The organism is Candidatus Clostridium helianthi (assembly GCF_045310795.1).
Lineage (GTDB): Bacteria > Bacillota > Clostridia > Clostridiales > Clostridiaceae > Clostridium > Clostridium helianthi.
This window is the reverse complement of sequence record NZ_JBJIAB010000013.1, coordinates 1-25,033: the sequence shown is the minus strand read 5'-3', so window position 1 is coordinate 25,033 and position 25,033 is coordinate 1. Positions and strand designations below refer to the sequence as shown.

Annotated in this window: 24 protein-coding genes; 6 read left to right on the top strand and 18 right to left on the bottom strand. The window is 29.3% G+C overall.

Annotated elements, in window-relative coordinates:
- Positions 1–21: 21 nt before the first annotated feature.
- From ACJDTP_RS11770 to ACJDTP_RS11755, 4 genes are all read right to left on the bottom strand, one after another.
- On the bottom strand, positions 22–777 hold the full coding sequence (locus tag ACJDTP_RS11770; protein WP_406761313.1) for a YdcF family protein: 756 nt from the start codon (positions 775–777) through the stop codon (positions 22–24).
- 140 nt (positions 778–917) lie between these two features.
- A complete protein-coding gene (gene hslO / locus ACJDTP_RS11765; protein WP_077837051.1) occupies positions 918–1,799 on the bottom strand; it encodes an Hsp33 family molecular chaperone HslO in 882 nt (293 codons plus the stop codon).
- 26 nt (positions 1,800–1,825) lie between these two features.
- Positions 1,826–2,563 (bottom strand): class I SAM-dependent DNA methyltransferase, encoded by a 738-nt coding sequence (locus ACJDTP_RS11760; RefSeq protein ID WP_077837052.1) that lies wholly within the window; start codon positions 2,561–2,563, stop codon positions 1,826–1,828.
- A 101-nt stretch (positions 2,564–2,664) separates the two neighbouring features.
- The gene (locus ACJDTP_RS11755; RefSeq protein WP_077837053.1) at positions 2,665–2,883 is read right to left on the bottom strand and encodes an alpha/beta-type small acid-soluble spore protein; all 219 of its coding nucleotides are present in this window, start codon (positions 2,881–2,883) and stop codon (positions 2,665–2,667) included.
- 432 nt (positions 2,884–3,315) lie between these two features.
- Here ACJDTP_RS11755 and ACJDTP_RS11750 point away from each other — a divergent pair, with 432 nt between their 5' ends.
- The 3 genes from ACJDTP_RS11750 to dapB are packed head-to-tail and all read left to right on the top strand — an operon-like array spanning position 3,316 to position 5,981.
- The gene (locus ACJDTP_RS11750; RefSeq protein WP_406761312.1) at positions 3,316–4,308 is read left to right on the top strand and encodes an aspartate-semialdehyde dehydrogenase; all 993 of its coding nucleotides are present in this window, start codon (positions 3,316–3,318) and stop codon (positions 4,306–4,308) included.
- A 29-nt stretch (positions 4,309–4,337) separates the two neighbouring features.
- The gene (gene dapA, locus ACJDTP_RS11745) at positions 4,338–5,216 is read left to right on the top strand and encodes a 4-hydroxy-tetrahydrodipicolinate synthase (RefSeq protein ID WP_406761311.1); all 879 of its coding nucleotides are present in this window, start codon (positions 4,338–4,340) and stop codon (positions 5,214–5,216) included.
- A 9-nt stretch (positions 5,217–5,225) separates the two neighbouring features.
- Positions 5,226–5,981: a 4-hydroxy-tetrahydrodipicolinate reductase gene (gene dapB, locus ACJDTP_RS11740; RefSeq protein ID WP_077837055.1), complete on the top strand. Its 756-nt coding sequence runs from the start codon at positions 5,226–5,228 to the stop codon at positions 5,979–5,981.
- Positions 5,982–6,214: 233 nt separating this feature from the next.
- Here the strand turns inward: dapB and ACJDTP_RS11735 are convergent, their stop codons facing one another.
- The 3 genes from ACJDTP_RS11735 to ACJDTP_RS11725 all read right to left on the bottom strand — a co-directional run bounded on the left by ACJDTP_RS11735 (position 6,215) and on the right by ACJDTP_RS11725 (position 8,371).
- On the bottom strand, positions 6,215–6,523 hold the full coding sequence (locus ACJDTP_RS11735; RefSeq protein WP_406761310.1) for an MGMT family protein: 309 nt from the start codon (positions 6,521–6,523) through the stop codon (positions 6,215–6,217).
- A 296-nt stretch (positions 6,524–6,819) separates the two neighbouring features.
- Positions 6,820–7,137 carry a pyrimidine/purine nucleoside phosphorylase gene (gene ppnP / locus ACJDTP_RS11730; RefSeq protein ID WP_406761309.1) on the bottom strand — a complete coding sequence of 106 codons (318 nt, stop codon included), beginning with the start codon at positions 7,135–7,137 and terminating at the stop codon, positions 6,820–6,822.
- A gap of 88 nt (positions 7,138–7,225) precedes the next feature.
- On the bottom strand, positions 7,226–8,371 hold the full coding sequence (locus ACJDTP_RS11725) for a pyridoxal phosphate-dependent aminotransferase (protein WP_406761308.1): 1,146 nt from the start codon (positions 8,369–8,371) through the stop codon (positions 7,226–7,228).
- A gap of 155 nt (positions 8,372–8,526) precedes the next feature.
- On the opposite strand from ACJDTP_RS11725, the gene dapD reads away from it, so the two are divergent.
- A complete protein-coding gene (gene dapD, locus ACJDTP_RS11720) occupies positions 8,527–9,237 on the top strand; it encodes a 2,3,4,5-tetrahydropyridine-2,6-dicarboxylate N-acetyltransferase (RefSeq protein WP_011969114.1) in 711 nt (236 codons plus the stop codon).
- Between the two features lie 233 nt (positions 9,238–9,470).
- Here the strand turns inward: dapD and ACJDTP_RS11715 are convergent, their stop codons facing one another.
- Positions 9,471–10,121 carry a single-stranded DNA-binding protein gene (locus ACJDTP_RS11715; RefSeq protein WP_011969113.1) on the bottom strand — a complete coding sequence of 217 codons (651 nt, stop codon included), beginning with the start codon at positions 10,119–10,121 and terminating at the stop codon, positions 9,471–9,473.
- Between the two features lie 195 nt (positions 10,122–10,316).
- The gene (locus ACJDTP_RS11710; protein WP_406761307.1) at positions 10,317–11,102 is read right to left on the bottom strand and encodes a polysaccharide deacetylase family protein; all 786 of its coding nucleotides are present in this window, start codon (positions 11,100–11,102) and stop codon (positions 10,317–10,319) included.
- Positions 11,103–11,269: 167 nt separating this feature from the next.
- Between ACJDTP_RS11710 and ACJDTP_RS11705 the strand changes: the two genes are divergently transcribed.
- Entirely contained in the window at positions 11,270–11,794 is a 525-nt protein-coding gene (locus ACJDTP_RS11705) for a DUF4364 family protein (protein ID WP_011969111.1), read from the top strand.
- Between the two features lie 177 nt (positions 11,795–11,971).
- Here ACJDTP_RS11705 and ACJDTP_RS11700 read toward each other — a convergent pair whose 3' ends face one another.
- Positions 11,972–12,850 (bottom strand): YncE family protein, encoded by an 879-nt coding sequence (locus ACJDTP_RS11700; protein ID WP_406761306.1) that lies wholly within the window; start codon positions 12,848–12,850, stop codon positions 11,972–11,974.
- A 225-nt stretch (positions 12,851–13,075) separates the two neighbouring features.
- Here ACJDTP_RS11700 and ACJDTP_RS11695 point away from each other — a divergent pair, with 225 nt between their 5' ends.
- On the top strand, positions 13,076–13,333 hold the full coding sequence (locus ACJDTP_RS11695; RefSeq protein WP_077829205.1) for a TIGR03905 family TSCPD domain-containing protein: 258 nt from the start codon (positions 13,076–13,078) through the stop codon (positions 13,331–13,333).
- Positions 13,334–13,462: 129 nt separating this feature from the next.
- Here the strand turns inward: ACJDTP_RS11695 and ACJDTP_RS11690 are convergent, their stop codons facing one another.
- The 8 genes from ACJDTP_RS11690 to ACJDTP_RS11655 all read right to left on the bottom strand — a co-directional run bounded on the left by ACJDTP_RS11690 (position 13,463) and on the right by ACJDTP_RS11655 (position 24,919).
- Positions 13,463–15,442 carry an HIRAN domain-containing protein gene (locus ACJDTP_RS11690; RefSeq protein ID WP_406761305.1) on the bottom strand — a complete coding sequence of 660 codons (1,980 nt, stop codon included), beginning with the start codon at positions 15,440–15,442 and terminating at the stop codon, positions 13,463–13,465.
- A gap of 104 nt (positions 15,443–15,546) precedes the next feature.
- Positions 15,547–16,860 (bottom strand): bifunctional folylpolyglutamate synthase/dihydrofolate synthase, encoded by a 1,314-nt coding sequence (locus tag ACJDTP_RS11685; protein ID WP_406761304.1) that lies wholly within the window; start codon positions 16,858–16,860, stop codon positions 15,547–15,549.
- 216 nt (positions 16,861–17,076) lie between these two features.
- On the bottom strand, positions 17,077–17,928 hold the full coding sequence (locus tag ACJDTP_RS11680; protein ID WP_406761303.1) for a TerC/Alx family metal homeostasis membrane protein: 852 nt from the start codon (positions 17,926–17,928) through the stop codon (positions 17,077–17,079).
- Between the two features lie 263 nt (positions 17,929–18,191).
- The gene (locus ACJDTP_RS11675; protein WP_406761302.1) at positions 18,192–20,837 is read right to left on the bottom strand and encodes a valine--tRNA ligase; all 2,646 of its coding nucleotides are present in this window, start codon (positions 20,835–20,837) and stop codon (positions 18,192–18,194) included.
- A 996-nt stretch (positions 20,838–21,833) separates the two neighbouring features.
- A complete protein-coding gene (locus ACJDTP_RS11670) occupies positions 21,834–23,024 on the bottom strand; it encodes a MalY/PatB family protein (protein WP_406761301.1) in 1,191 nt (396 codons plus the stop codon).
- Between the two features lie 40 nt (positions 23,025–23,064).
- A complete protein-coding gene (gloA2, locus tag ACJDTP_RS11665) occupies positions 23,065–23,445 on the bottom strand; it encodes an SMU1112c/YaeR family gloxylase I-like metalloprotein (protein WP_077843247.1) in 381 nt (126 codons plus the stop codon).
- Positions 23,446–23,581: 136 nt separating this feature from the next.
- The gene (locus ACJDTP_RS11660; protein WP_077837067.1) at positions 23,582–23,959 is read right to left on the bottom strand and encodes a phage holin family protein; all 378 of its coding nucleotides are present in this window, start codon (positions 23,957–23,959) and stop codon (positions 23,582–23,584) included.
- Positions 23,960–24,103: 144 nt separating this feature from the next.
- A complete protein-coding gene (locus ACJDTP_RS11655; RefSeq protein WP_077837068.1) occupies positions 24,104–24,919 on the bottom strand; it encodes an MBL fold metallo-hydrolase in 816 nt (271 codons plus the stop codon).
- Between the last annotated feature and the right edge of the window lie 114 nt (positions 24,920–25,033).

The window sequence follows — 25,033 nt, the reverse complement described above, 5'->3', positions numbered from 1 at the left end:
AAATTCAATTGTATATTAATATTAATCAAATATTATACTTTTAACAATAGCAAAAGCTTCTCTTGTATATGTTATAGGGATTAGATACCATACAGTATGACTAGAATAATTACTATAATTTACATATCCATTTTTCTTTGCTAAGATACTGCTTCTAAGAGCATGAAAATCACTTGTTACTATTTCAATATTAAGTTTATCTAGAGGTCTTCCACTATTCTCTTCTATTTTTACTTTTGAAAATTTAAAATTCTCATCCGTATTCCTTGACTTATCCTCAATTATTACTTTTTTCTCGTCAACTCCCCTATCCAATAAATATTTTTTCATTGCATGTGATTCTGGCAGCTTCTCGTCAGATCCTTGTCCTCCTGATAAAACAATGAATCTATAATCATCTTCTTTTATGTATTCTAAAGCTGCATCCAACCTTCCTTGAAGGATTAAACTTGGGTTAGAATTAGTATCAAGTCCTGCTCCCAAAACAATAATATAATCTGCATTCCCCTTATTATATTTAGGATAATTAATTATAAAAATTTCTATTCCTAAAAAAAATATAACCCCTATGCAAATTAGTACTTTTAAAACTTTAAAATACCTATACATAAGCTTATTACTTTCTATTCTCCTCTTAATAAAATGATATATTATTAAAGTAACTCCTAAAATAAAAATAGGAATACTAAATGAGATTTTAGAGCTGCTTATAATATTTATTACTGCAATATATACTATAATAATCATACCAAAGATAATATCCAAAAATTTTTTCATAACATGCACTCCTTCATTAAAATAAAAAATATTCTGCTATAATATTTATGCACGAAAAAAGAGAATAATCTGCTTTTTCATAGTCTTCCAAATTATTCTCTGTATCTTCTTATTATTTTTATTCTATAATTTTAGTATGTTTATCTACTATTATTTAATAATTCTCCTATTTCATCATTAGTGAATTCATATTTAGTATTGCAAAAGTTGCATACTATTTCTTCATTCTTTTTGTCATCATATATCTCTTGAAGAGTTTCCTTTCCAATAGATATTAAGGCTTTTTCAACTCTTTCTCTAGAACAATCACATTTATATTCTGGAGTTAAAGAATCTAATACTTTTAAATCCATTCCATCAAAAATATACTCCAAAATTTCTTCTATTGTTTTTCCTTCACTTATTAATGTAGTTATTGGTGGAATTTCTTCTAATCTATATGTTATAACATCTGCAAGAAGTTCATCTGCACCCGGCATCATTTGCACTATGAATCCACCTGCAGCTTTTATAGATAAATCTCGATCAACTAATACACCAAGTGACACTGCTGATGGTGTTTGCTCTGATACTGTGAAATAATATGCAAAATCTTCTGCTATTTCTCCAGTTTGTATTGGCACTTGTCCAATATATGGATCTCTAAGTCCTAAATCCTTTATTACATATAAAATACCGTCTGTTCCAATAGCTCCTCCAACATCTAATTTTCCTTTTTCATTAAGAGGCATATCAACATATGGATTTCCAATGAATCCTTTAACAGATGCATCACTATGTGCTGTTACTGTTATTCCATTTATTTCTCCATTGCCATTTATTTTTAAAGTTACAACTTCTTTTTCACTTTTTAGTGTAGTTCCTATAAGTGTACCTGCAGTTAACATTCTCCCTAAAGCTGCTGAGGCTACAGGTGTACATTCATGTATTTTACTACCCTCATTTACTAAATTCGTAGTGATTCCTGCTATTATTCTAACCATTCCATTTTTAGCGGTTGCTCTAACTATTTTATCTTCCATTGTTATCTCATCTCCTATTTCATATCTTATTTACTTACTATGTAAAGTATTCTTTCACTATTTTCATTTACTTCCTCATCAGAATATCCTGAAAACTTATTTATTATTCTAAAGTTACATTTTTTTAATATATCTTCTATATAGCTTTCTTTATAAGCTCTCTCAAAATGCTCTTCTTCAAATTTTTTATATAATTCATTTTCGGTTTTTACGAAGAATGTTAAAAACATATTTAATACATCATCTTCAAATGAATTTTCCCATGTATAAAAAATTTCTTCAGAACTGTAAGTGTATATATTATTTCCGAGAACGGTAGAAAGTTTATAATACGAATTTATATCAAAAATAAATATACCATTTTCCTTTAAATGTTCATATACATTTGAGAAATAATCAAGCAAATCTTCATCCTCTGTTATATAATTAGTTGAATCAAGAACAGAAGTTATAAGATCAAACCTTTTATTTAAACTTAACTCACACATATCTTGACAAATTACTTTTGCTTTAATTTTATTCTTTTTAAATTTATCAAAAGCTACATTTAACATATCATCTGACAAATCTACTGCATAAACAGTTTTAAAGTATTTTGCTACATTAATCGAAACATTTCCAGTTCCGCATGCCAAATCCAAATAATCTTCAAATTTTAAATTATTTTCTCTACATATATTTATAATCTTATCTGCAACTTTATCATAATTAATATCCTCATATATTAATTCATCATATATGTTGGCAAACTCTTTATAAGCCATCTGCTTTATCACGCCCTTAACGTAAATTTACTAATTCATCTAATATATTATATCTTAATTATTTACTTAGTCAAATTAGTAAAAATATAGAAGCTTGTCATTTACTTTGGCGCTTTTTTTCTTTTAGCCATTATTCCTCCTATTCTTCCGGTTTCTTCAGAAGATAGTCCTCCCCATCCTTCTTTATTAACTTTATCGATTAAACCAAGTTCTTCTGCAATTTCATACTTAACTTTTTCTCTCATTTTTTCAGCTTCAGTAAGCTCTTTATTTGCTTTAAGCTTTGCTTTTATTGTCTTTTTTACAGATTTATTACCCATTCTTTATCCCTACCAATCTTAATAATTAGTTTTTTATTGATATTTCTTTACTTATAAAGAAATAAAAAAATTCTAAGTTGCTTAAATTACACTATAAAAATAAATTGTAAAGTTTATCTTTTCATCCAATATTATTTCCTTCTATCACTTTACTATTCTATAAAAATATATTTTTACAGAAATTACATTTAATTTATAATATTTTATAAGATTTGTACTACGTAATAGATACTAATAATTATTTCAACTTCTTGCATATATATGCATAAATATACACATTATTTCATATCTCCCCTAATTAATGGAATAAATAATTGTTTATGAATAGTTTTTTTCAACTTATTTTGCTCATTGACTTGATATTTATTCAATATTTAACTATAGTAATTGTATATATAAAAATATTAATAAATAAATTTAGGAGGGATTATTGTGTATAATGTTGCAATAGTTGGGGCTACTGGAAATGTAGGAAGAAAATTTTTAGAAATTTTAGAAGAAAGAAATTTTCCAGTAAATAATTTATATCTTTTCGCATCAAAAAGATCTGAAGGTAGTACTTTACCATTTAAAGGAAAGGATTATGTTGTTGAGGAAACTTGTGAAAAGAATATAAAAGATAAAAAAATAGATTATGCACTATTTTCAGCCGGTGGAGATGCTAGTAAAGAATTTGCACCTGTTTTTGCACAGTATGGGGCTGTAGTAATTGATAATAGTAGCGCTTGGAGAATGGATCCTGAGGTACCACTTGTAGTGCCAGAAGTTAATCCAGAAGATATCAAACTTCATAAAGGAATAATTGCAAATCCAAATTGCTCAACAATTCAAGCTATGCCAATCATGAAGGCTTTACATGATAAATATGGAATTAAAAGAATTGTATACTCTACTTATCAAGCTGTATCTGGGGCTGGTATCCAAGGTATAAGAGATTTAGAGGATGGTGTTAGAGGGGTTGCACCTAAGAAGTTCCCTTATCCTATTGCTGGTAATGTTTTACCTCATATAGATGTGTTTTTAGAAGATGGTTACACAAAAGAAGAAGAAAAGATGATTAAAGAAACTAGAAAAATTCTACACGAGCCAGATTTAAGAGTAACAGCAACTACAGCTAGAGTTCCAGTACTTAACGGACATAGTGAAAGTATCAATGTTGAACTTAATTCTGAATTTGATGTAAAAGATATTTTTGAATTACTAGGAAACACTCAAGGTGTAACTGTATATGATAAAGTAGACGAATTAAAATATCCAACTGCTCTTGAAGTTTCAGGAAAAGACGACGTTTATGTTGGAAGAATCAGAAGAGATTTTAGTGTGGATAATGGTTTAAACCTATGGGTTGTTGGTGATAACATAAGAAAAGGTGCAGCACTTAATGCTATTCAAATTGCTGAAATAATGATAAAAGATAATAAATAGTTCTTAGTAATTAAGTTGGAGGAATCTGAATGTCAATATTTCAAGGCTCAGCTGTAGCTATAGTTACGCCATTTAATGAAAATGGAGTAAACTTCGAATCACTTAAAAATTTACTAGAATGGCACGTTAAAGAAGGTACTGATGCCATTGTAATTTGTGGTACTACAGGTGAAGCTACTACGATGACAGAAAAAGAGAAAAAAGATACAATTAAATTTACAGTTGATGTAATAAACAAAAGAATTCCTGTAATTGCAGGGACCGGCTCAAACAATACTGCTGCTGCTATTTCAATGAGTAAATATGCAGAAAGTGTTGGAGTAGATGGACTTCTTGTTATTACACCATATTACAATAAAACTACTCAAAATGGTTTGATAAAACATTTTAAAGCTATAAATGATGAAGTTAATACTCCTATTGTACTTTATAACGTACCGAGTAGGACAGGTGTTAATATTGCACCTAAAACTTTAGCTAAGATTGCTGAATTAAGCAATGTTGTTGCTATAAAAGAAGCTAGCGGAAATATCAGCCAAATACTTCAAATGAAGGAACTTTGCAGAGATTCTATAGATATTTATTCTGGTAATGATGATCAAATTGTATCTATAATGTCCATTGGAGGTATAGGTGTAATTTCAGTTTTAGCTAATATAATTCCAAATAAAGTTCATGAAATAGCTGAAAAATGTTTATCTAATAATTTTAAAGAAGCTTTAGATATTCAATTAGACACTTTATCTTTAGCAAATACTTTATTTTTAGAAACAAATCCAATCCCAGTTAAAACAGCCATGAACCTTATGGGCCTAGATGTTGGGCCTTTAAGACTTCCACTTTGTGAAATGGATAGTAACAATGAGGAAATACTAAAAGCTGCTTTGCTAGATTATAAATTGATATAAGGTGATAATATGATAAAAATAGTATTAAATGGTTGCTCAGGTAAGATGGGTAAGATGATTACAGAGTGCGCTGATAAATTTAAGAACTTAGAGATTGTTGCTGGAATTGATAAATTTCCAAGTAATGCTCCATATCCTATCTTTGAAAGCACTAAGGATTTAAATATCGAATATGATGTTTTATTAGATTTTTCAAGAGCTGATGCTCTTCATAGTCTATTGGAAATAACAGAAAAAACTAACAAACCATTAGTAATATGCTCAACTGGATTTACACAAGAAGACTTAACTTTAATAGATGAAAAGAGTAGTACTCTTAAACTATTTAGATCAGGCAACATGTCTTTTGGTATTAATTTAATTAATTCTCTTTTAAAGAAAGTAACTCCTCTACTCTATGGAAACTATGATATTGAAATAATTGAAAAGCATCATAATCAAAAGGTAGATGCTCCAAGTGGAACTGCAATTATGCTTGCTGATTCCATAAAAAATTCTATAGAAGATACAACAAAGTACATCTATGGAAGAGAAGGAAATTCAAAAAGAGAAGAAAATGAAATTGGTATACATGCAGTTAGAGGTGGTGGTATAATTGGAGACCACGATGTTATCTTTGCTGGAACTGGTGAAGTAATAGAATTAACTCATAAAGCAATTTCAAGAGAAGTTTTCGCAGTTGGCGCTCTAAAAGCGTGTGAATATATGGCTTCTGTATCTCAACCTGGACTATATGACATGAGTGATGTTATAGGAATTCAATAAATTAGTTACTAATTAAAATAAATAACTGTACTATAGTTTCTAGGAATTTAGATGGATGGTTCTAAGAATAATAACCATCTAAATTCCACTGAAACATATTATAAATGCTTATATTACTTATTTTAAGTGATATAAGCATTTATAATATTACATCTCCTTGTATTATTAAATATTCTATTAAAGAGAATGAATAGAATTTAAATAATTCTGTTCATTTATCTTACATCTCCACCCTAATATTCCCACTTATTTTTCTTCATATCAACATGATTACTATTTTTAAAGGATACACCTTCTTCTAATAGCAGAAATCGTTGTTCATCCCACCCTGGTACCAATCTTCCAGCATGATTTACCACACGATGACATGGATATTGCCCATAAAATTCTGCCTGACTAAGAATCTTCCCAATAAGCCGTGCATTTTTGTCTCTGCCAATAAGGCAGGCAATTTGTCCATATGTAGCTACCTTCCCTTCAGGGATTTCTTCTACAACTGAAAGTACTTCATAAATTAATTGTTCATTCATTATCTTTTTCATATATTCACCTTTTATAATAATCCTCGCTTGAAGACATTGCGATATTTTGCACCATATTTTAATATTTAATCTTCTGTTTTGATGATATAATACTAACAAAAAAATAAATATTATGTCAACGTAACACATTGAAGAGCAGTTATAGTGAATCCCCTGCTAAATTTACTTAAGCCTATTTCAGATAGTTATTGAGTTTTTCTTTATTTAGCAAGTTCCCATGCTGGCACACGAAAAAAGCACCTGTAAAATCAGATGCTTTCATATCTATATCTTTATAAGTATTTTTAATACATTGGCTATTCTTTGATATAAGAGCAACAGTAATCTGCCACTTCTTTTACTATTAGACTGAATTTAGAGTTTGCAGGTACTATAAAAGTATCTCCTTCTTTGTATGTAACAAATTTATCTGAACCTGGTAATTTTACATCCATCGACCCTCCTAGGATCTCCATCGCCTCTTTGTCTCCAGTTCCAAATTCGTAATCCCCAGGTAACATTATCCCCAAAGTTTTTCTTTCACCATCTTCAAATACGATGGTTCTGCTAGTTACCTTTCCATCAAAATATGCATTTGCTTTTTTTACTGCTGTTACATTTTTAAATTCACCCATTGTGACACCCCCTATTTTTATTTATTATTTATATTAAGAGTTCATTAAATAATAGCTTATGTTAATCTATTATTTCTAAAACTTTTAATTAGCAATTTGTGAAATTTGATTTTAAAAATTTTTCAAGCCTATTAAATGCCTCTTTTAAAATTTCATCACTGTAGCAGTATGAAATTCTCATATATCCTTCCCCTAAATCACCAAAGGCTGTACCTGGTACACAAGCAAGCTTTCCTTCATTCAATAACTTTTCACAAAACTCTTCAGAAGACATATTGAACTTTTTAATTGAAGGAAATATATAAAAGGCTCCCTTAGGTTCTGCAACCTCCAAATTAAGATCCCTTAATCTATTCAAGCAGTAGTCTTTTCTTCTTTCAAAAGTTTTTCTCATATTTTCTACATCATCTAAAGATTTTTTTAGCCCTTCAAGAACTCCATATTGTGCAATAGAAGGTGCACACGAAACACCATATTGATGTACTTTCATTATTTCTTTCATGTACTGTTCACAGCACGCAACATAACCTATTCTAAGCCCTGTCATAGAAAATATTTTGGAAAACCCACTTACATATATAACTTTATCTTTTATTTCTCTTGCCTGCGCTATTGAATAATAATCATCAAAAATTATGGACGAATACATTTCATCTGTTATTACTATGATATCCTTATTTTTTATTAATTCAACAAGTTCATTTCTTTGCTCTTTAGATAAAATTGCCCCTGTAGGATTTGATGGAAATGACAGCATTAATACCTTAATATTTTCACTCTCTAATTTTTCTTTAATTTTGTCTACATCTAATGTGAAATCTTCATTTAGAGGATAAGTTACTACATCTGCTCCTATCATTATAGAGATATTTTCATAGGCCGGATAAGCAGGCCCAGGTATTAATATTTTATCTCCTGAATTCATAATAGCAAATAATACTGAATATAACCCTTCACTTCCACCAACTGTTATGCATATTTCATCTTTACTATATTCAATATCAAATGTTTTTAAGTAATTGCAGATTTCTTCTCTAAGTTCGTCAACACCTGCATTTGATGTATAAACTGTTTTATTATCTCTTATAGCCTGAATCATAGCCTCCGATATATCTATTGGCACAGGAAAATCTGGCTGCCCGATGGTTAGTGATATTGCTCCTTCAACTTTCTTAACTTTCTCGGCAAATCTTCTTATTCCTGAGATTTGTATTTTCTCTACTTGTTTATTCATAATTTATGCGCCCCCGTTTTGCAATATAAACTTATTTTACCTCATTACTAAAATTGATTCAAACTATTTGTGTTTTTTTACTTATTCCCCTTTTAATTGCGTTCAATCTTTATTATAATAAGGATGATTGCGAAAATAATGGAAAGGGTGATATAATGTCATATAATTTAACGGATCCTTATGAAATTGCTAGATTTATTAAGGAATCAAAAAAATCTACTCCAGTAAAAGTCTATGTTAATGGAGATTTAAGCAATGCTGAAATGAATGATGTAGAGTGGTACGGTTCTAACGGATTTTATATACTAATGGGAGAATCTGATTCTATAACTAAAATAGTTTTAGATAATAAACATCTTATAAAACACTTTAGAATAGAAAATGATAGAAGAAATTCTGCTATTCCAATGCTAGATTTACTTGAAGTTGACGCTAGAATTGAGCCAGGTGCTATCATTAGAGATAAGGTTACTATTGGTAAAAATGCAGTTATAATGATGGGTGCAGTAATAAACATTGGAGCTGAAATCGGAGATGGAACTATGGTCGATATGAATGCTGTAGTTGGTGCTCGTGGACAATTAGGTAAGAATGTTCACTTAGGTGCTGGTGCTGTTGTTGCTGGAGTATTAGAGCCACCAAGCAAAGAACCATGCATGATTGGAGATAATGCCTTAATTGGTGCTAATTCTGTAATCCTTGAAGGCGTTAAGATAGGTGCAGGTAGTGTTGTAGCTGCTGGTTCTGTTGTTACAGAAGATGTTCCAGACAACGTTGTTGTAGCTGGTTCACCTGCTAAGATAATCAAAGCAGTAGATGACAAGACAAAAGATAAAACTCAAATATTAGATGATTTAAGAAAGTAATTATTTTCTATTAGAAATTTAAAATTACATAATATATTATAGAGAAAGTAACTATCAGATGTATAAAATTAACACACTAGTTATTTCTCATAATTAAATAAAAGGTTTCAATAAATCTATATTAATTGAAACCTTTTTATTTACCAGAAAAAATACTATATTTTATATTACATAATGCTTATAGCTTTTTCGAATTTAGAATTAGAATATTTATTTTAGCTAAATAAACAATTCTATACTGCGCCCTCTTCTCCAGTGCTCTCTTCCTTATTAGCTCTCTCCATTTTTGAGATTGATACCTCATATGCAATCTTTTTCACAACTTCACTATCAGATACCTTTTTTTGATATTCTCTGCTTTGAAGTCTTCCCCATACCTTAATATTATCTCCAACATTTAAAGTTTGACAGAATCTTGAGTTCCTTCCCCATGCAATAGTTGGGATGTAATCTGATTTATTATAAGCTCTATTTACAGCAAGTAATACATCAGCAATCTCACGCCCAAATGGTGTAGTCCTATAAATAGGCTCCTTACAAATGTATCCATCTAAAAATATTTCATTGGGATTTTTACTTCTTTCTAGACATGGTTCAATGTTTCTTGCGAAAACAGTAAGTATTAGCTTGTTAGATCCATCAATAAACTTGTTATAAGATCTAAGTTGACCTTCAACAATTATTTCCACACCCTCATCAAGCTTTATGTCACTTAGTAATCTTTCTGAAACAGTAATATTTAATTTATCTACTGAATCACTTAATCTCATTACATCTAAATCAAAAGTGTAGAAACCCTCCCCATACATTTCATGACTAAACTCTAATCCAGATGTTACCTTGCCTTCAAGGTAAATTTTGTTATTTAACATCAAATTATCCATTGTAATCCCTCTCTCCATCGGAAATTATTTTATTTTGTGTAATATATGCTCCCACTAGCATATATTACCATTATAATACAAAAACTAGTTTATTTTCAATAAATATTAATTATTTTTATCCGATGACTAACTGCCCTTAGTAAATCACAATTTTAAAGATAGTAATAAGTGGCACTAGTCCCTGGATAAGTTCAGCTAAGATTGAGCCTCAGCTGAATCAAGTTTCACTTTATGTTGAATCCCTTGATTGTCTACGCTATAGTTATCTGAATATATCATTTGACCTACTGATTTAAACTCATATCCTTTATCCTTTAGTTCTTTAATAATTCTATCTAAATTATTTGGAGTATACTTTGCATTATTATGAAAAAGAAGTATAGATCCCGGTTTAACGTTTTTCATAACTCTGTTATATTCAGTTTCTTCAGATATCTCTTTCCAATCTACAGAATCAACACTCCATTGAATTGGTACATATCCTAGGTTTCTTACTTTTGAAAAAGCTTCTTTATTATAATCTCCACTTGGAAATCTAAATAACTTAGGTCTTTCACCTGTATATTTTTCAATTGTATCATTAGTTTTTTCTATCTCCTCTTTCATTCTATCTGCTCCTATTTTAGTGAACATAGGATGTTTGTAGCTATGATTACCTATTTCATGCCCCCTCTCTTTTATTGCCTTAAGCTTCTCCACATTGTCCTCGCTATAATTTACCCATCCTCCCATTATGAAGAATGTTCCTTTTACATTATATTTGTCCAATATGTCTAATATTACATTCAAATTATCTTTTTCTGCCCAATTTATATCAAATGTTAAACTAATAACTTTTTCATTAGTATCAACACAATATATAGGATCTTCTTCCTGAATATTACCCATTGCTTGTATCGCTTTGCTAATCCCTATAGATATAAATACTAAAAAGATAATCAAAAATATGTCAATACCGATTCTCTTTTTCTTCCACGTCACCTTCCATGCTCCTTTTAACTTTATATTTTATATTTAAACTATATGCATTACATATTTTTTTATGCCATTAAGTAAACTTAAACTTATAAATTATGATATACTCCTATTCACTAAAAAAAAATTTGTGTTATAATAAAAGGAGATTTTCATCAATTATGGAGGTAATTATGTACGAAAGTTCATCAGAATTAGCAGAAAATAAGTTATTAATGTTATATGTTTTAAAATCAATAAAAAATCCTATATCAAATACTCAGCTTACTGAAATAATTCTTGAAAATAACTTTATTAATTATTTTACATTCCAGCAATATTTATCAGAGCTTGAGGAATCTAAATTCGTTGAATATCATGATGTAAATGATAAAAAATTATTGATATTAACAGAAAAAGGAGATAATGTTCTCTCTTTATTTAAAGATAGAATATCCCCTTCAAAAATGTCTACTATTAATGACTATATAAAAGAAAAAATAGAGTCTATAAAAAAGGAATTAACTATACATTCTGATTACACATTAGGTGCAAACGATAGTTTTATTGTTAACCTTAAAGCTGTAGAAAATGACTCGTTATTAATGGAATTAAAATTATCAGTTCCATCTAAAAATCAAGCTACTTCAATTTGTGCTAAATGGAAAGAAAATCCTTCTGAGATTTATACCAATATAATAAGTTTATTAATTAATTAAAGTTACTTTTATCGATTTAAGACATAATCAAAAAAATAACAGTTCCATCTGCCACGCCTATTTTCCACCATGCTTCGTCAGCAGATTGCCCTAATAGCCCGCTATGAGCCCATTCTACTTCCTTGCCTGATGAAAAATAATCATGGTATTTTGGACTTGTTATTTTCTTTCATATGTCTAAGTTAAAGTCATACCATTTGGTTCATTTCCTATTGGTATGGTTTTTATTCTCCTATCTTTCATATCTATTATCTTCAGTACTCCATTCAAAAAATCTCCAACAAATATGTTATCTCTAGATTTTACTATTCCTCTAGGCATTCCGCCAATATTAATTTTTTCCTCTTCTTTAAGTTCATTTAAATTTACTATACTTATGGAGCCATCACATAAATTAGAAACATATAGGAAGTTGTCTTCTTCAAATAAATCTACTGGAGAGTGTCCAACTTGAATTTTATTTATTAATTCAAGAGTATTTAAATCTATTATTCCAATACTACCATTTTTATCATGCCCAAGATAACTCATGCATACGTATAAGTATTTTTTATTTTGTGATATGCTTATCTTTGCAGGAGTATTTTCCACTTTAATTCGTTTTATCTCCTTATTATTTATATAGTCAATTATAGATATGCTGTCATCTCCCATATTACTTATAAAAACTGAATTTCTATCTTCTAATAATGTGATATTATGAGGAAATCTTCCTGTTGGTATTTCGAAATTAATCCTCTCATTTAGCAAATCGTATATTATTAAAGAGTCAGATTCTCCACATGAAACATAAGCAATGTCATTATAAGCTACTATATCATTTGGATGCGCTCCTACATATATATTGCCTTCTTCTTTAAAACTATTAAAATCTATCAACGATATGCTATTATTATAGTTATTCGCAACTAATAGCTTATTCTTATATAATGATAATCCATGAGGGCCAAATGGACCTTCACCAATAGATAAAACTATATTTTGAGTATTTAGATTCTCAGTGTTTATTTTATTTAAACTATCTGAACCAGTATTGCATAAAACAATATAACTCACTCCATCCCCCCCTTTTAAGATAATCATTCTACTATCTATAATATATTCTGAATATATATTATTGGTACAACTTATTAACTTCATTATCTTTATTTATTGACAAATTTCTTGTATAATAAAGGGAGGTTAACTAATTACATTTTCAAAGTAAGTAATTTTTGTAAATTCTTATAGATGCTTACTTTTCATGTATATAGTTATATTTTATCTTAAGGAGTGTGTGGAATGTTTTCATATAAAACAACTGGTGTTTGTTCATCTACAATAAATCTTGAAATTGAGAATAATATTCTTAAAGATGTAGAATTTGTTGGAGGATGTGCTGGAAACTTATTAGGCATTGGACAATTAGTTAAAGGTATGCCTGTGGATGATATAATAAAAAGATTAGGCGGAATAGATTGCAGAAATAAAGGAACATCTTGTCCTGATCAGCTATCAAAAGCACTATTAGCTTGGAAGAAAGAAAATTCTATAAACTAAAAAATAGACTATAAAGTTCTAGCAATAATTTATTCAATTTTGCTAACATAAAAACCATGCATAAGTAAAGAAAATCTTCTTTTTTATGCATGGTTTTTACATTTTATTAAACTTCAATCTGTACTATTTTTATTGCAAGTAATCTTCTCTCTCCCCTGATAGTAATGACAAAGTACTTGTTATTTCTTCAATTACATCTTTATAACTTAGATATATTTGAATTTTTATAGCACTATAATCTTCGCTTATCTCTTCTACTTTTCCATAAAGATATTTACCTTTATCTATTAAATTCTTTAATATTAAATTATTGTCTTTTGGAACATACCCCATTACAAATCCTTCAGTTGTTATAACTTCAATCGCATTTTTATCATATTCATTATCAAAATCTCTTTTTAAATATACCATATCATCTTCTAATAATTTATGGTATATTTCACTCATATCAAAATAGCTTGTTCCAGCAATATTTACACTGGTTAAATATATATCTTTAACATGAGCATCAATATGCATATTCTCATCTATTTCAACATATTTCTTATTCTTTTTGCTACTTGATTTAATTAAAAGTGAATTTAGCGCTCTTCGTACATCACTAACAATCTCTGTGCTAATAGCGTCCTTAATAGTTTCTTTATCCAATGAATCAAACTCTTCTTTAAATCTTTGAAGATTTGCAGCCGCTTGAATTCTAGTCTCAATTAAAGGTGATTTTAGCGCCTGAAAGTTAATATCCTTATATTCATCTATAAAATCTTCATATTGTGCATATTTTATAATTATAAAGAAACAAATTTGTGCTATATCCTCATAAAGTAGATTTTCTATTTTTAATTCATCTTGTCCGCTTAGTATTTCGGTCATTGGTAATTTTTTTAATCCTAATTTAAAAGCACATTTTTTTATAGCCTTATTCCCAATGGAAAATGCATATTTATATAAAAGTGCATTGGTATAATCTCTTTTTATAATTAATTCAAATTCACTTTTCTTTAATTTATACTTCGTTCTATCTGCACAACTTATTAGTACACTACTTTCAATTTCTATATTTGGAACTTCATTGGCAATTACATTGTGCCACAACTCTTTTTTGCAAATTTTTTTACAATTATCTATTATTTCTTTATAATCATTATTTAACTTATACGAATTTGAATTTCCTTTATTCTTATATTCATCAATAATAATAGCTTCTATTGAATATAAAATTGAAATTACAGCATATAACGAATATATGCCACCACCTATATTATCAATAATTTCTAATAACTTATTGCAAACTTTTACTGAATTCTTAATATCATCCAAACTATAGTCCGAAAGCAATGTACTGAAAGATTTTGCAAAAACTTCAATCTCTCCTTCAGAAAATTTTGTATCCTCCAAGTAGCTCAAAAGATCTAATGAAAGCATAGTGTAAGATAATAATTCTGTAATCCCAACACTATTATCACTACCTTCTTCTATCATCCATTTTTTTATCTCATAAGTTGTAGGAGTAAGATTCATTATACAAAATATCTTTCCATATCCTTTAGATTTCTTTGAAATTTCAAAAATTATATTATTACAACTTCCGATATACTCATAAGCCTTGATTGTATAAAAAATATATTCATTATGAATAGAAAACACATTTAATATATCCTTCAAGTTTTTAATACTGCATATAGGCGAAAGTAGTATCCCTAGTTTCACCTCTTCTGAATATGAACTCTCTTTAAGCAGATTATTTACTCTCTTGCTCATTGCTTGCAATATCTCTTTATTACTCTCCATCGAGTCTTTGAAGATTTTAATCAAGTTTTCATAATAACCGATAATTGGATTTAATGTAATATAATCATGGACACTTGATAATTTTCCTTCATCCAAAGCATAATTATATAGATGTCCCACTAGCTCACTAGCCAGCCTATTCTTTTCATAATCCTGAAGTTTACGAACTTTGTTCGTAATAATCTTAAATTCCCTTCTTCCAGCCACTTCAAAGTCTTGATAGCTATATAGTGTATCTGGATTTCTATCACGAAATTCTTTTAAATCATAATAGATTGAGTTCTTATTCTTAATGTCGTTTTCTATTTCTCTCTTAACCATATAACTTTCATTACTCCTTTTAATCAAAATTCCGAAGCTCGCCTCGGAATTTTTTGATTTATATTCTTTTATACTAATTCGGAAAATATTTATGTGCCCCAACTCTACTTATTAGGAAACTTATTTCTTATAATTTTTCTCATATCTCCAATCATGTATAATGATCCACTAACTACAATTAAATCCTCTTCCTTAGCTTCTTTTAATGCTAAAGAAAAAGCCTCCTCATAACTTTCTAATGCAATAGTATTTGAATTATAGTTTAATATTTCCTCTTTCAAATCTTCACTAAGTTCAGCTCTTTCACTATGTGGTGTAAGTGCATAAACTTTTTCAGCTAATGGTGTTATTTCCTGTACCATTTCTTTTACTTGCTTATCCGCTAAAATACCAAGCAACAAATATAATTTATTGTATTTAAAATACTTTTCTATATTTTTTCTAAGAGCTTTGATTCCATCTATATTGTGTGCCCCATCAATTACTATCGTAGGCTTCTTTTTTAAAACCTCGAGTCTTCCTATCCATACAACTTCCTGTAAGGCTTTCTCAATTAAGCTTGTATTTAATTCTATTTTTTCATTCTCGCATAGCACCTCTATTGCGCTTAAGGCAACTCCCAAATTTAATATTTGATGTTCTCCAAGCAAAGGAAATTTAATCTTATATATATTTTTAATACTTTTAACAACTACATTTTGATAAAAGTCATCATAATTTATATCAACCAATTTTCCATTTTCCTTATTCACAAAATATACTTTTGAGTTTTTTTCTTCCGCTATTTTTAATATTACTTCTTCAGCCTCTTTTTTTTGAGGATAGAGTACAACTGGTACATTTTCTTTGATAATTCCGGCCTTTTCTTTTGCAATATCTTTTAAATTATCACCTAATATATTTATATGATCTAAACTTACTGATGTTATTACACTAACCTTAGGTGTTAGTACATTGGTAGAATCTAATCTTCCGCCAAGACCGACTTCAATTACTCCATAATCTATTTTTTCTCTATAAAAATACAAAAACATTAAAGCAGTTATAATTTCAAACTCAGTAGGATGTTCATATCCTTCTTCAATTACTTTATTAACCACTAATTTAATTTCTTCTACTAAGTCTACTAATGATTTCTTGCTAATATTACTGCCATTTATTTGAATTCTTTCTTCAAATTCTTCTAAATATGGGGATGTATACATTCCTACTTTATATCCCATTCCAATTAATATTTTTGATATCATAGCTGTAGTTGATCCCTTGCCATTAGTCCCTGCAATATGGATAAGTTTGAGTTTTTCATGTGGATTTCCAAGTAACTCTAAAATTCTAAAAGTTCTTTCAAGTCCATAATTAGATCCAAACTTCCCCACGCTTGTAATATAATCCATTGCGTCTTTATAAGTCATGCTCATTTTTCTTACCTCTTTGTCTTTTATGTTTTTCTATAAATGCAAATTCTAAATAGTATGTATTTACTTTACATTATATCTTAATTCTAGTGAAATGACTAATTAAAAGCTAAACAAAAACATCTCTGAACTAAATTTATTCTATAATTCTTCAAGAACAAAATCGAAGGCGACTGTGGTTAAGTTTCGTATTGTACCTTTGCGCCCTTTTCATAATATCTATAATCTTCTTTTACACCAATTTCTAAACTTATCAAATTCACTCCATAATAGAGATATTAATATACTAGCCAATAAAATAGATAATATAATTAATACAGAATTCGTAACTGAAATTTCAATTTCCCAAAACAATATTACTAACTTTATCCCAGTAAAAATTAATATACATCCAACTCCATATTTCATGAGCTTGAACATATTATTCATCTTTTCTAATATATAGTACATACTTCTAAGTCCTAAAATTGCAAAAATATTAGAGGTATAAACTATGAAAGTATCCGTTGTTATTGAAAAAATAGCTGGGATTGAATCTATTGCAAAAATAATATCCGAAAATTCTATTATTAAAAGCACTATAAAAAGAGGTGTAGCATAAATAATCTTATTCTGCCTAACAAAAAATTTATTTCCATGTAAAACATTTGTTATAGGCATTATTCTTCTTAATATCTTAACTGCCAAGTTATCATGAAATTGAATATTATCATCTTCCCTAAGAAATATTTTTGCACCACTAAGCAGCAATAATACTCCAAATATAGATAATATAAAACTAAATTTATTCACTATAGCTACGCCAAGTAAAATGAAAATCAGCCTTAACACCATAGCTCCTATAACTCCATATAGAAGTATCCTTTCCTGGTATTCTTCCTGTATTCTAAAACTTGAAAATATCATTAGAAATAAGAATAAATTATCTAAACTTAACGACATCTCTACTATGTAACCACCAAAGTATTCTATTGCTGATGTTTCACCTCTTGTGTAATATATAATAATATTAAATAAGATTGATAAGGATATCCAAAAAATTAAGTTAAGTAAATGCCTTCTCGTTTTCAAAATTCAAACCCTCCATATATATTATTCTAGAATTATATATATTAATAATCCTCCTATTATATCCTTACCTTGTAAAAATTTTTAACTTTTTATCTTACTAAATATATGATAATTAAAATTATTGTGCAGTTAATAATTCAATGCATGTTTAGTTATATACTCTAATCCCCCTTATCTTTGAATGTATATAAATTTTTAAAAAATAAAAGATATTACTAAGTTCCAAGGAACTTAGTAATATCTTTTACTGAATTTCATTAAAATTATTTTAAAGCTTCAATTCTTACTTTAACAGCTTCTAACATTTCAACATACTTAACTCTCTTTTCTTTTTCAGCATCAACAACTGCTGCTGGAGCTTTAGCAACGAAACCTTGATTTCCTAACTTTTTGTCTATTCTATCAATTTCTCCTTCTAGTTTCTTTGCTTCTTTATTTAATCTATCTAATTCCTTATCTTTATCTACAAGATCAAGTAGTGGCATGAATAATTCTCCACCTTTAACAACTAAAGATACAGCATTTACAGGAACATTAGCCTTATCACTTATAAATTCTACTTCTGATGCAGACGCTAGCTTTTCAATGTATGCTACACCTGAGTTAAATGCTTTTTTAGCATCTTCAGCTATATAGCAGATTACTTTTGCCTTTCTTGATGGTGGTACGTTCATTTCAGCTCTAACATTTCTTAAACCTTTTATAGCTTCAATTACAAATGCCATATCATCTTCTGCTTCTTTATTTACTAAAGCTTCATCAAATTCAGGCCAAGCCGAAGTTGTTATTGTTTCTTCATCACTTAAGTGAGTGAAGATTTCTTCTGTTATAAATGGCATAGCTGGATGTAGTAATTTTAATCCTGTAATTAAAACCGTATTTAATACGTTATAAACTATTCCCTTAGCCTTTTCATCATCACCATAGAATACAGGTTTAACAAGTTCTATATACCAATCACAGAATTCAGTCCACATAAAGTCATAAACTTTTTGCATAGCAATTCCAAGTTCATATTTTTCCATGTTTTCTGTTACTTCTTTTATTAAAGTATTCATTTCTGATAATATCCACTTATCAGCTAAAGAATATTCTTTGCAGTCTTTATATCTGTTCATCACTTCTTTATCAAGGTTCATCATTACAAATCTTGAAGCATTCCAAATCTTATTTGCAAAGTTTCTTGATGATTCAACCCTTTCAGGATAATATCTCATATCATTTCCTGGAGCATTACCAGTAGCTATCATAAATCTCAAGGCATCAGCACCATAAGTTTCAATTACTTCTAACGGATCAACACCATTTCCTAAAGATTTACTCATCTTTCTACCTTGAGAATCTCTAATTAAGCCATGAATAAGCACTGTATTAAATGGAGTTTCTCCCATGCAGTGAAGTCCTGAGAATATCATTCTTGCAACCCAGAAGAAGATAATATCATGTCCTGTAACTAATGTACTTGTTGGATAGAAGTATTCTAAGTCTTCTGTTTTGTTTGGCCAGCCAAGTGTTGAGAATGGCCATAATGCTGAAGAGAACCATGTATCAAGTACATCATTATCTTGCTTAATATTAGAGCTTCCACATTTAGTACATGATTTCGGAGCATCTTCAAGTACCATCATTTCTCCGCAATCTTGACAATAGTATACTGGAATTCTATGTCCCCACCATAATTGTCTTGAAATGCACCAGTCTTGGATATTTTCCATCCAGTTGAAGTATATCTTATCAAATCTTTCAGGAACAAATTTAGTTTTGCCATTCTTAACTACTTCTACCGCTGGCTTTGCAAGACTTTCCATCTTAACATACCATTGTTTTGAGATTATAGGTTCTACTGTAGTTCCGCATCTATCATGAGTTCCAACATTATGAGCGTGATCTTTTACCTTAACTAAAAGACCTGCTTCTTCTAAATCCTTAACTATGGCTTTTCTTGCTTCATATCTATCTAGGCCTTTATATTTACCACCTTTTTCGTTGATAATTCCCTTATCATCCATTACTCTTATGATTTCTAAGTTATGTCTTTTACCAACTTCAAAGTCGTTAGGGTCATGGGCTGGAGTCATCTTAACTGCACCAGTTCCAAATTCTAAGTCAACATAATCGTCTCCAACTATAGGAATTTCCCTGTTTACAAGTGGTAATATTACAGTTTTTCCGATTAAATGTTTATATCTTTCATCATTAGGATTAACAGCAACACCGCTATCTCCAAGTAAAGTTTCAGGTCTTGTTGTTGCAATTTCAAGAACTCCTGATCCATCAGCTAATGGATAGTTAATGTGCCAGAAATGACCTGCTTGTTCTTCATATTCAATTTCTGCATCTGATAAAGCTGTTTGGCAGTGAGTACACCAGTTAGTAATTCTATTTCCTTGATAAATTAAACCTTCATTATAAAGCTTAACAAATACATGTTTTACAGCTGCACTAAGATTTTCATCCATTGTAAATGCTTCTCTTGTAAAGTCTGCAGATACTCCAAGCTTCTTAACTTGGTTTCTTATTGTAGCTCTATACTTGTCACTCCATTCCCAAACTTTTTCAAGGAATGCTTCTCTTCCCATTTCTTTCTTATCATAACCTTGTTCTGCTAACTGATTTGCAACTTTAACTTCTGTCGCAATTGACGCATGGTCCTCTCCAGGTAACCATAATGTACAATATCCTTGCATTCTCTTAAATCTGATAAGCATATCTTGAAGAGTATCGTCAAATGCATGCCCTAAGTGAAGCTGACCGGTTATATTTGGTGGCGGCATGATTATTGTATATGGTTTTTTATTCTTATCGATTACTGGAGTAAAGTATCCCTTCTCCTCCCAATTTTTATAGATCCTATCTTCAAATTCTTTTGGATCATATGTAGTTGATATATTTTTTATTTCTTCTGACATTTTAATTCCTCCAAACTTAGTTAAACTAACAATTAACTTGTTAAATTTTTATATTCTAAACAATAAATATTGTAAAGAATATTTATTCCTAAGAATATATATTCTTTAGAATATGCACTGCAATTGCTGTGTCTTAATAAATCAAAGCTGACTCCCATTCATTCACTTTGGACTTTCGAATAAACGAATATAAAATATCTACAGTGAAATCCCCAAGAACAAAATATAAAATTTTGATTCTCAACGCAAAAAGAGCCCTCATCACAAAAGGACGAAAGCTCGCGGTACCACCTTTATTTCCACATATACAGAATTACTGCATTAATGGACTCTTAATTTAAATAACGATTCAGACAAACCGTCTTTAGCTACTATTATTTCACTAAAGAAGCTCAAAAGCTACCTTCAAAATTTCTTACATAAGGGTTTTCAGCGCCTCCCTCTCTCTTCCTAGTTCTTTCTAAGTCTATAATTTAGTTCAAAGAATTGTATTCCTCAACTCGTCTGAGTAAGTTTTCTTATCCTATGAATTTAACCAAAAGAACTGTACTCCTCAATTTTTCATGAGTTTCCTTTTAATGCTTAAAAATTTTTACTCCTCTTTTTCATTGCTTTTATATATTATATTATTACTTTAACTCACATAAACTTAATAATTAACTTTAAACAGTTAATCATGAAATTTGAACTCTCACTTATGATATCTTATAGTATAATTTTTGTCAATAATAGTTTTCCAGTACTTTTTCTATGATAGTCTGCCTTATAATACTTTTTTAAGACCATTATAAGTTTTATCCTATTTAACCCTCATTATTCCTATAAATATTTAAATATGTTCCTATGTATATAGAAACATATTTTTCTATATACATAGATAAATTTAATCATATATTACTTTAAAACTATATTTCTATAAATAATTGTTCATATAAATATAGTTTCATTTTTATTGGATTTGAATAAAATAACTATTTAGAATGATATTTAGCATGTCTATCTGTAGCATCTCTCTACAGCTTCTAATAATCTATCTAATGCCTCTTCAAGTACCCTTGTTGGACATGCTAAGTTTATTCTCTCAAACCCTTTCCCCTCATCGCCAAAAACATAACCTTCATCTAGGAAAAACATTGCTTCTGTTGTCATAAATTTTTCCAATGCTTTATGATCCTTCTCCAATGTTCTAAAATCTAGCCATTGCAAATAAGTCCCTTCTAGGTTTATTATATTAGCCTCAGGAATATTACTTTTAAAAAAGTCTTTAACGACTTTTCTATTCTTATTTATAATCTGTATAAGTTCCTCAAGCCATTGCTCGCATTCATTATAAGCAATTTCACATGCTTTATATCCAAAAATATTAAGGCCTAAATTTCCTATAGACTTTCTACGTTCAAACCTGACTTTATCTCTTATTTTTTTATTTTTAATAATAATGTTAGAAACTTGAAGACCTGCTAAGTTAAAAGTCTTGCTTGGTGCTGTACAAATAACTGAATTATTCGCAAACTCCTCAGATATATTTGCAAAAACTGTATGTTTAAACCCAGGCATTATTAGATCAAAATGAATTTCATCGGATACTACAATAACGTTATTCTCACTGCATATTCTACCAATATTTTTTAACTCATCTTCACTCCAAACACGTCCGACTGGATTATGTGGATTACATAAAATTAGTAATTTGGTATCCTCTAATTTGGCCTTCTCTTCGAAATCTTCAAAATTTATTTCATAATGATCTTCATTAAGTATTAATTCACTTTTTATTATCTTTCTATTATTATCTGTAATTGCTTTATAAAACGGATAATATACTGGAGTCATCACTAAAACATTATCTTCCTCTTTAGTAAGCGCTCTAACAATTGTATATAGTGCTGGCACAACACCTGAGAACTCAGTAATCCATTCTTTATCTATATTCCATCTATGTCTTCTTTCCATCCAATTACATACTGCTTTATAATACTTATCAGTAGCTTCTGTGTATCCCATAATACTGGAATCTATATACTCTTTAAGTCCATCAATAATTTCTGGTGGATTTTTAAATTCCATATCTGCAACAGAAAAAGGTACTATAGATTCACTAACATCATTATTAATTTTTCTCATCAAATTCCACTTACTTGCACCTACATTATTTCGAGATACTAGTGTTTCAAAGTCATACTTCATTACAAATACCCTCCTTAATAATTTTTATTTTCGCGTGTGCTTATTCATGCAATTCTAATGGCAGACCATCTGGATCACTAAAAAAAGTAAATTTTCTATTTGTATATTCATCTATTCTAATTGGCTCTGTTTCAATTCCTTTTTCATTTAACTCCCTTATTACTTCCTCGATATCTTTTACATGGAAAGCTAAATGCCTCAGGCCACATGCTTCTGGATATGATGGTCTCTTAGGCGCACTTGGCATAGAAAAAAGTTCAATTTCACTATTTCCTATCTTTAAATCTAGCTTATATGAATCTCTATCTTTCCTATAATTCTCTCGTATTATTTTAAATCCTAATATATTTACATAAAAGTTTTTTGACACTTCATAATTAGATGCAATTATCGCAATATGATGTATATGATTTATATCCATAAAATTCTCCTTTTTCAACACTAAATAATATAAAATTATATATTTATGTTTTATAAAAAACAAGATATAAAATTATAGGGATGATTATAAAATAATCATCCCTAATATTGTGAAAATATTATTATTTATTAAGTACTTACATTACTTTACCAGGTAATACTGCATCTAATATACCGATAACCAAAGCAGCTATAATTGCTCCAAGGATAGATACTGCCATAGTTGGAACAAAAAATTGAGCCACATATAATATTATTGCTGCTATGAAAAATCCTTTTAGACCTCTTCCGAAAGGTGATGCATCGACACCCATAAACGCTTCTACTAGATAATCTATTACACTTATTACCACCGCTGCTATTAAAAATGACCACATTCCTGTAATAGTAAAGCCAGGTGTTAAGAAAGATGTTATACCTAAAACTACAACTGTTAAAACCAATCTTACAATCCATCCACCTATACTTCTGTTATTAGAACCCTCTTTTGCTGAATGTTCTTTATCATGTACCATAAATAATTACCTCCTTAAATTAAAAAATTAATTTTATTTGGGTGTAATTATATTGTTCCCACCTTATAAAAATATATTATATTTTTTATATGTAATATTAATTAGTATATAAATGATACTTCCAATACTGTATAAATAATCAAATTAAACAAATTTTCCTTGCTCAGGCTTTGCAATTTCATAAAAATTATCTATGAGATATTTTAGATGCTCCCTAAGTTCGCTCCCTTCCATAGGTTTTCCATGACTTGGAATCGCCAAATTGGGTTTTAACTCCCAAAGTAATTTTACAGATTCTTCTGCTTTCTTCCAGTCTGTAGTTAGATATTTAGGCGGACCATCTATGTGTTCTCTTTGAGTTAAGACAGACATTATAGATTCTTGTTTCACTGTTGCAAAAGCATCGCCAACAATAAGGACTCTATTTTTCTCATTGAATAATGAAATATGCCCTTCTGAATGTCCTGGTGTATGAATATATGTCCATCCATCCAATCCAGGTACACTATAATCCTTAGGAAGCGGAACTGCATATTTTCCTAAATCAATACTTGTATGAGGAAAAGTCCTTGATATTTTTGCCACCAATCCTTCATCTACAGTAGGATCTGCTAATGGATAATCCTTTTTCCCAGTTATATACGGAATTTCAAGCTCATGAATATATACTGGAACATCGTAATACTCTGCCAATTTAATAACAGAACCAACATGATCAAAATGTCCATGAGTAAGAATTATAGCCTCTGGCGAGCTTCCTTTTCCAAATTTATTTTCTGCACATTTAATAATATACTCAGCTGAATTCTCAAGTCCAGTGTCTACAATCACCCACTTACTGTCACTACTGCTTATAATGCACGAATTAACAATAGTAAATTGCAAAACTAATATATCTGGAGTAATTTGCAATGATCTTTCAGTAATTTCCGCTAAAAATTCTACCATTTTATTTCCCATATATTTTCCCTCCAGTTTTTAATTAAAATTATGATATATATGTTGCAAATTGGTTTCTACATTCGGACGCATAGCCTGTCTATTGTCTGAGTAGGAACCATATTTATAGATTTA

Coding starts and splice junctions, on each gene's coding strand:
- dapD (WP_011969114.1), top strand. CDS start 8,527: ATGTCATATAATTTAACGGATCCTTATGAAATTGCTAGATTTATTAAG.
- ACJDTP_RS11675 (WP_406761302.1), bottom strand. CDS start 20,837: ATGTCAGAAGAAATAAAAAATATATCAACTACATATGATCCAAAAGAA.
- ACJDTP_RS11725 (WP_406761308.1), bottom strand. CDS start 8,371: ATGAATAAACAAGTAGAGAAAATACAAATCTCAGGAATAAGAAGATTT.
- ACJDTP_RS11755 (WP_077837053.1), bottom strand. CDS start 2,883: ATGGGTAATAAATCTGTAAAAAAGACAATAAAAGCAAAGCTTAAAGCA.
- ACJDTP_RS11770 (WP_406761313.1), bottom strand. CDS start 777: ATGAAAAAATTTTTGGATATTATCTTTGGTATGATTATTATAGTATAT.
- ACJDTP_RS11760 (WP_077837052.1), bottom strand. CDS start 2,563: ATGGCTTATAAAGAGTTTGCCAACATATATGATGAATTAATATATGAG.
- ppnP (WP_406761309.1), bottom strand. CDS start 7,137: ATGGGTGAATTTAAAAATGTAACAGCAGTAAAAAAAGCAAATGCATAT.
- ACJDTP_RS11690 (WP_406761305.1), bottom strand. CDS start 15,442: ATGGTTAAGAGAGAAATAGAAAACGACATTAAGAATAAGAACTCAATC.
- ACJDTP_RS11685 (WP_406761304.1), bottom strand. CDS start 16,860: ATGAGCATGACTTATAAAGACGCAATGGATTATATTACAAGCGTGGGG.
- ACJDTP_RS11695 (WP_077829205.1), top strand. CDS start 13,076: ATGTTTTCATATAAAACAACTGGTGTTTGTTCATCTACAATAAATCTT.
- dapA (WP_406761311.1), top strand. CDS start 4,338: ATGTCAATATTTCAAGGCTCAGCTGTAGCTATAGTTACGCCATTTAAT.
- ACJDTP_RS11655 (WP_077837068.1), bottom strand. CDS start 24,919: ATGGGAAATAAAATGGTAGAATTTTTAGCGGAAATTACTGAAAGATCA.
- dapB (WP_077837055.1), top strand. CDS start 5,226: ATGATAAAAATAGTATTAAATGGTTGCTCAGGTAAGATGGGTAAGATG.
- ACJDTP_RS11735 (WP_406761310.1), bottom strand. CDS start 6,523: ATGAAAAAGATAATGAATGAACAATTAATTTATGAAGTACTTTCAGTT.
- hslO (WP_077837051.1), bottom strand. CDS start 1,799: ATGGAAGATAAAATAGTTAGAGCAACCGCTAAAAATGGAATGGTTAGA.
- ACJDTP_RS11705 (WP_011969111.1), top strand. CDS start 11,270: ATGTACGAAAGTTCATCAGAATTAGCAGAAAATAAGTTATTAATGTTA.
- ACJDTP_RS11715 (WP_011969113.1), bottom strand. CDS start 10,121: ATGGATAATTTGATGTTAAATAACAAAATTTACCTTGAAGGCAAGGTA.
- ACJDTP_RS11660 (WP_077837067.1), bottom strand. CDS start 23,959: ATGGTACATGATAAAGAACATTCAGCAAAAGAGGGTTCTAATAACAGA.
- ACJDTP_RS11670 (WP_406761301.1), bottom strand. CDS start 23,024: ATGAAGTATGACTTTGAAACACTAGTATCTCGAAATAATGTAGGTGCA.
- gloA2 (WP_077843247.1), bottom strand. CDS start 23,445: ATGGATATAAATCATATACATCATATTGCGATAATTGCATCTAATTAT.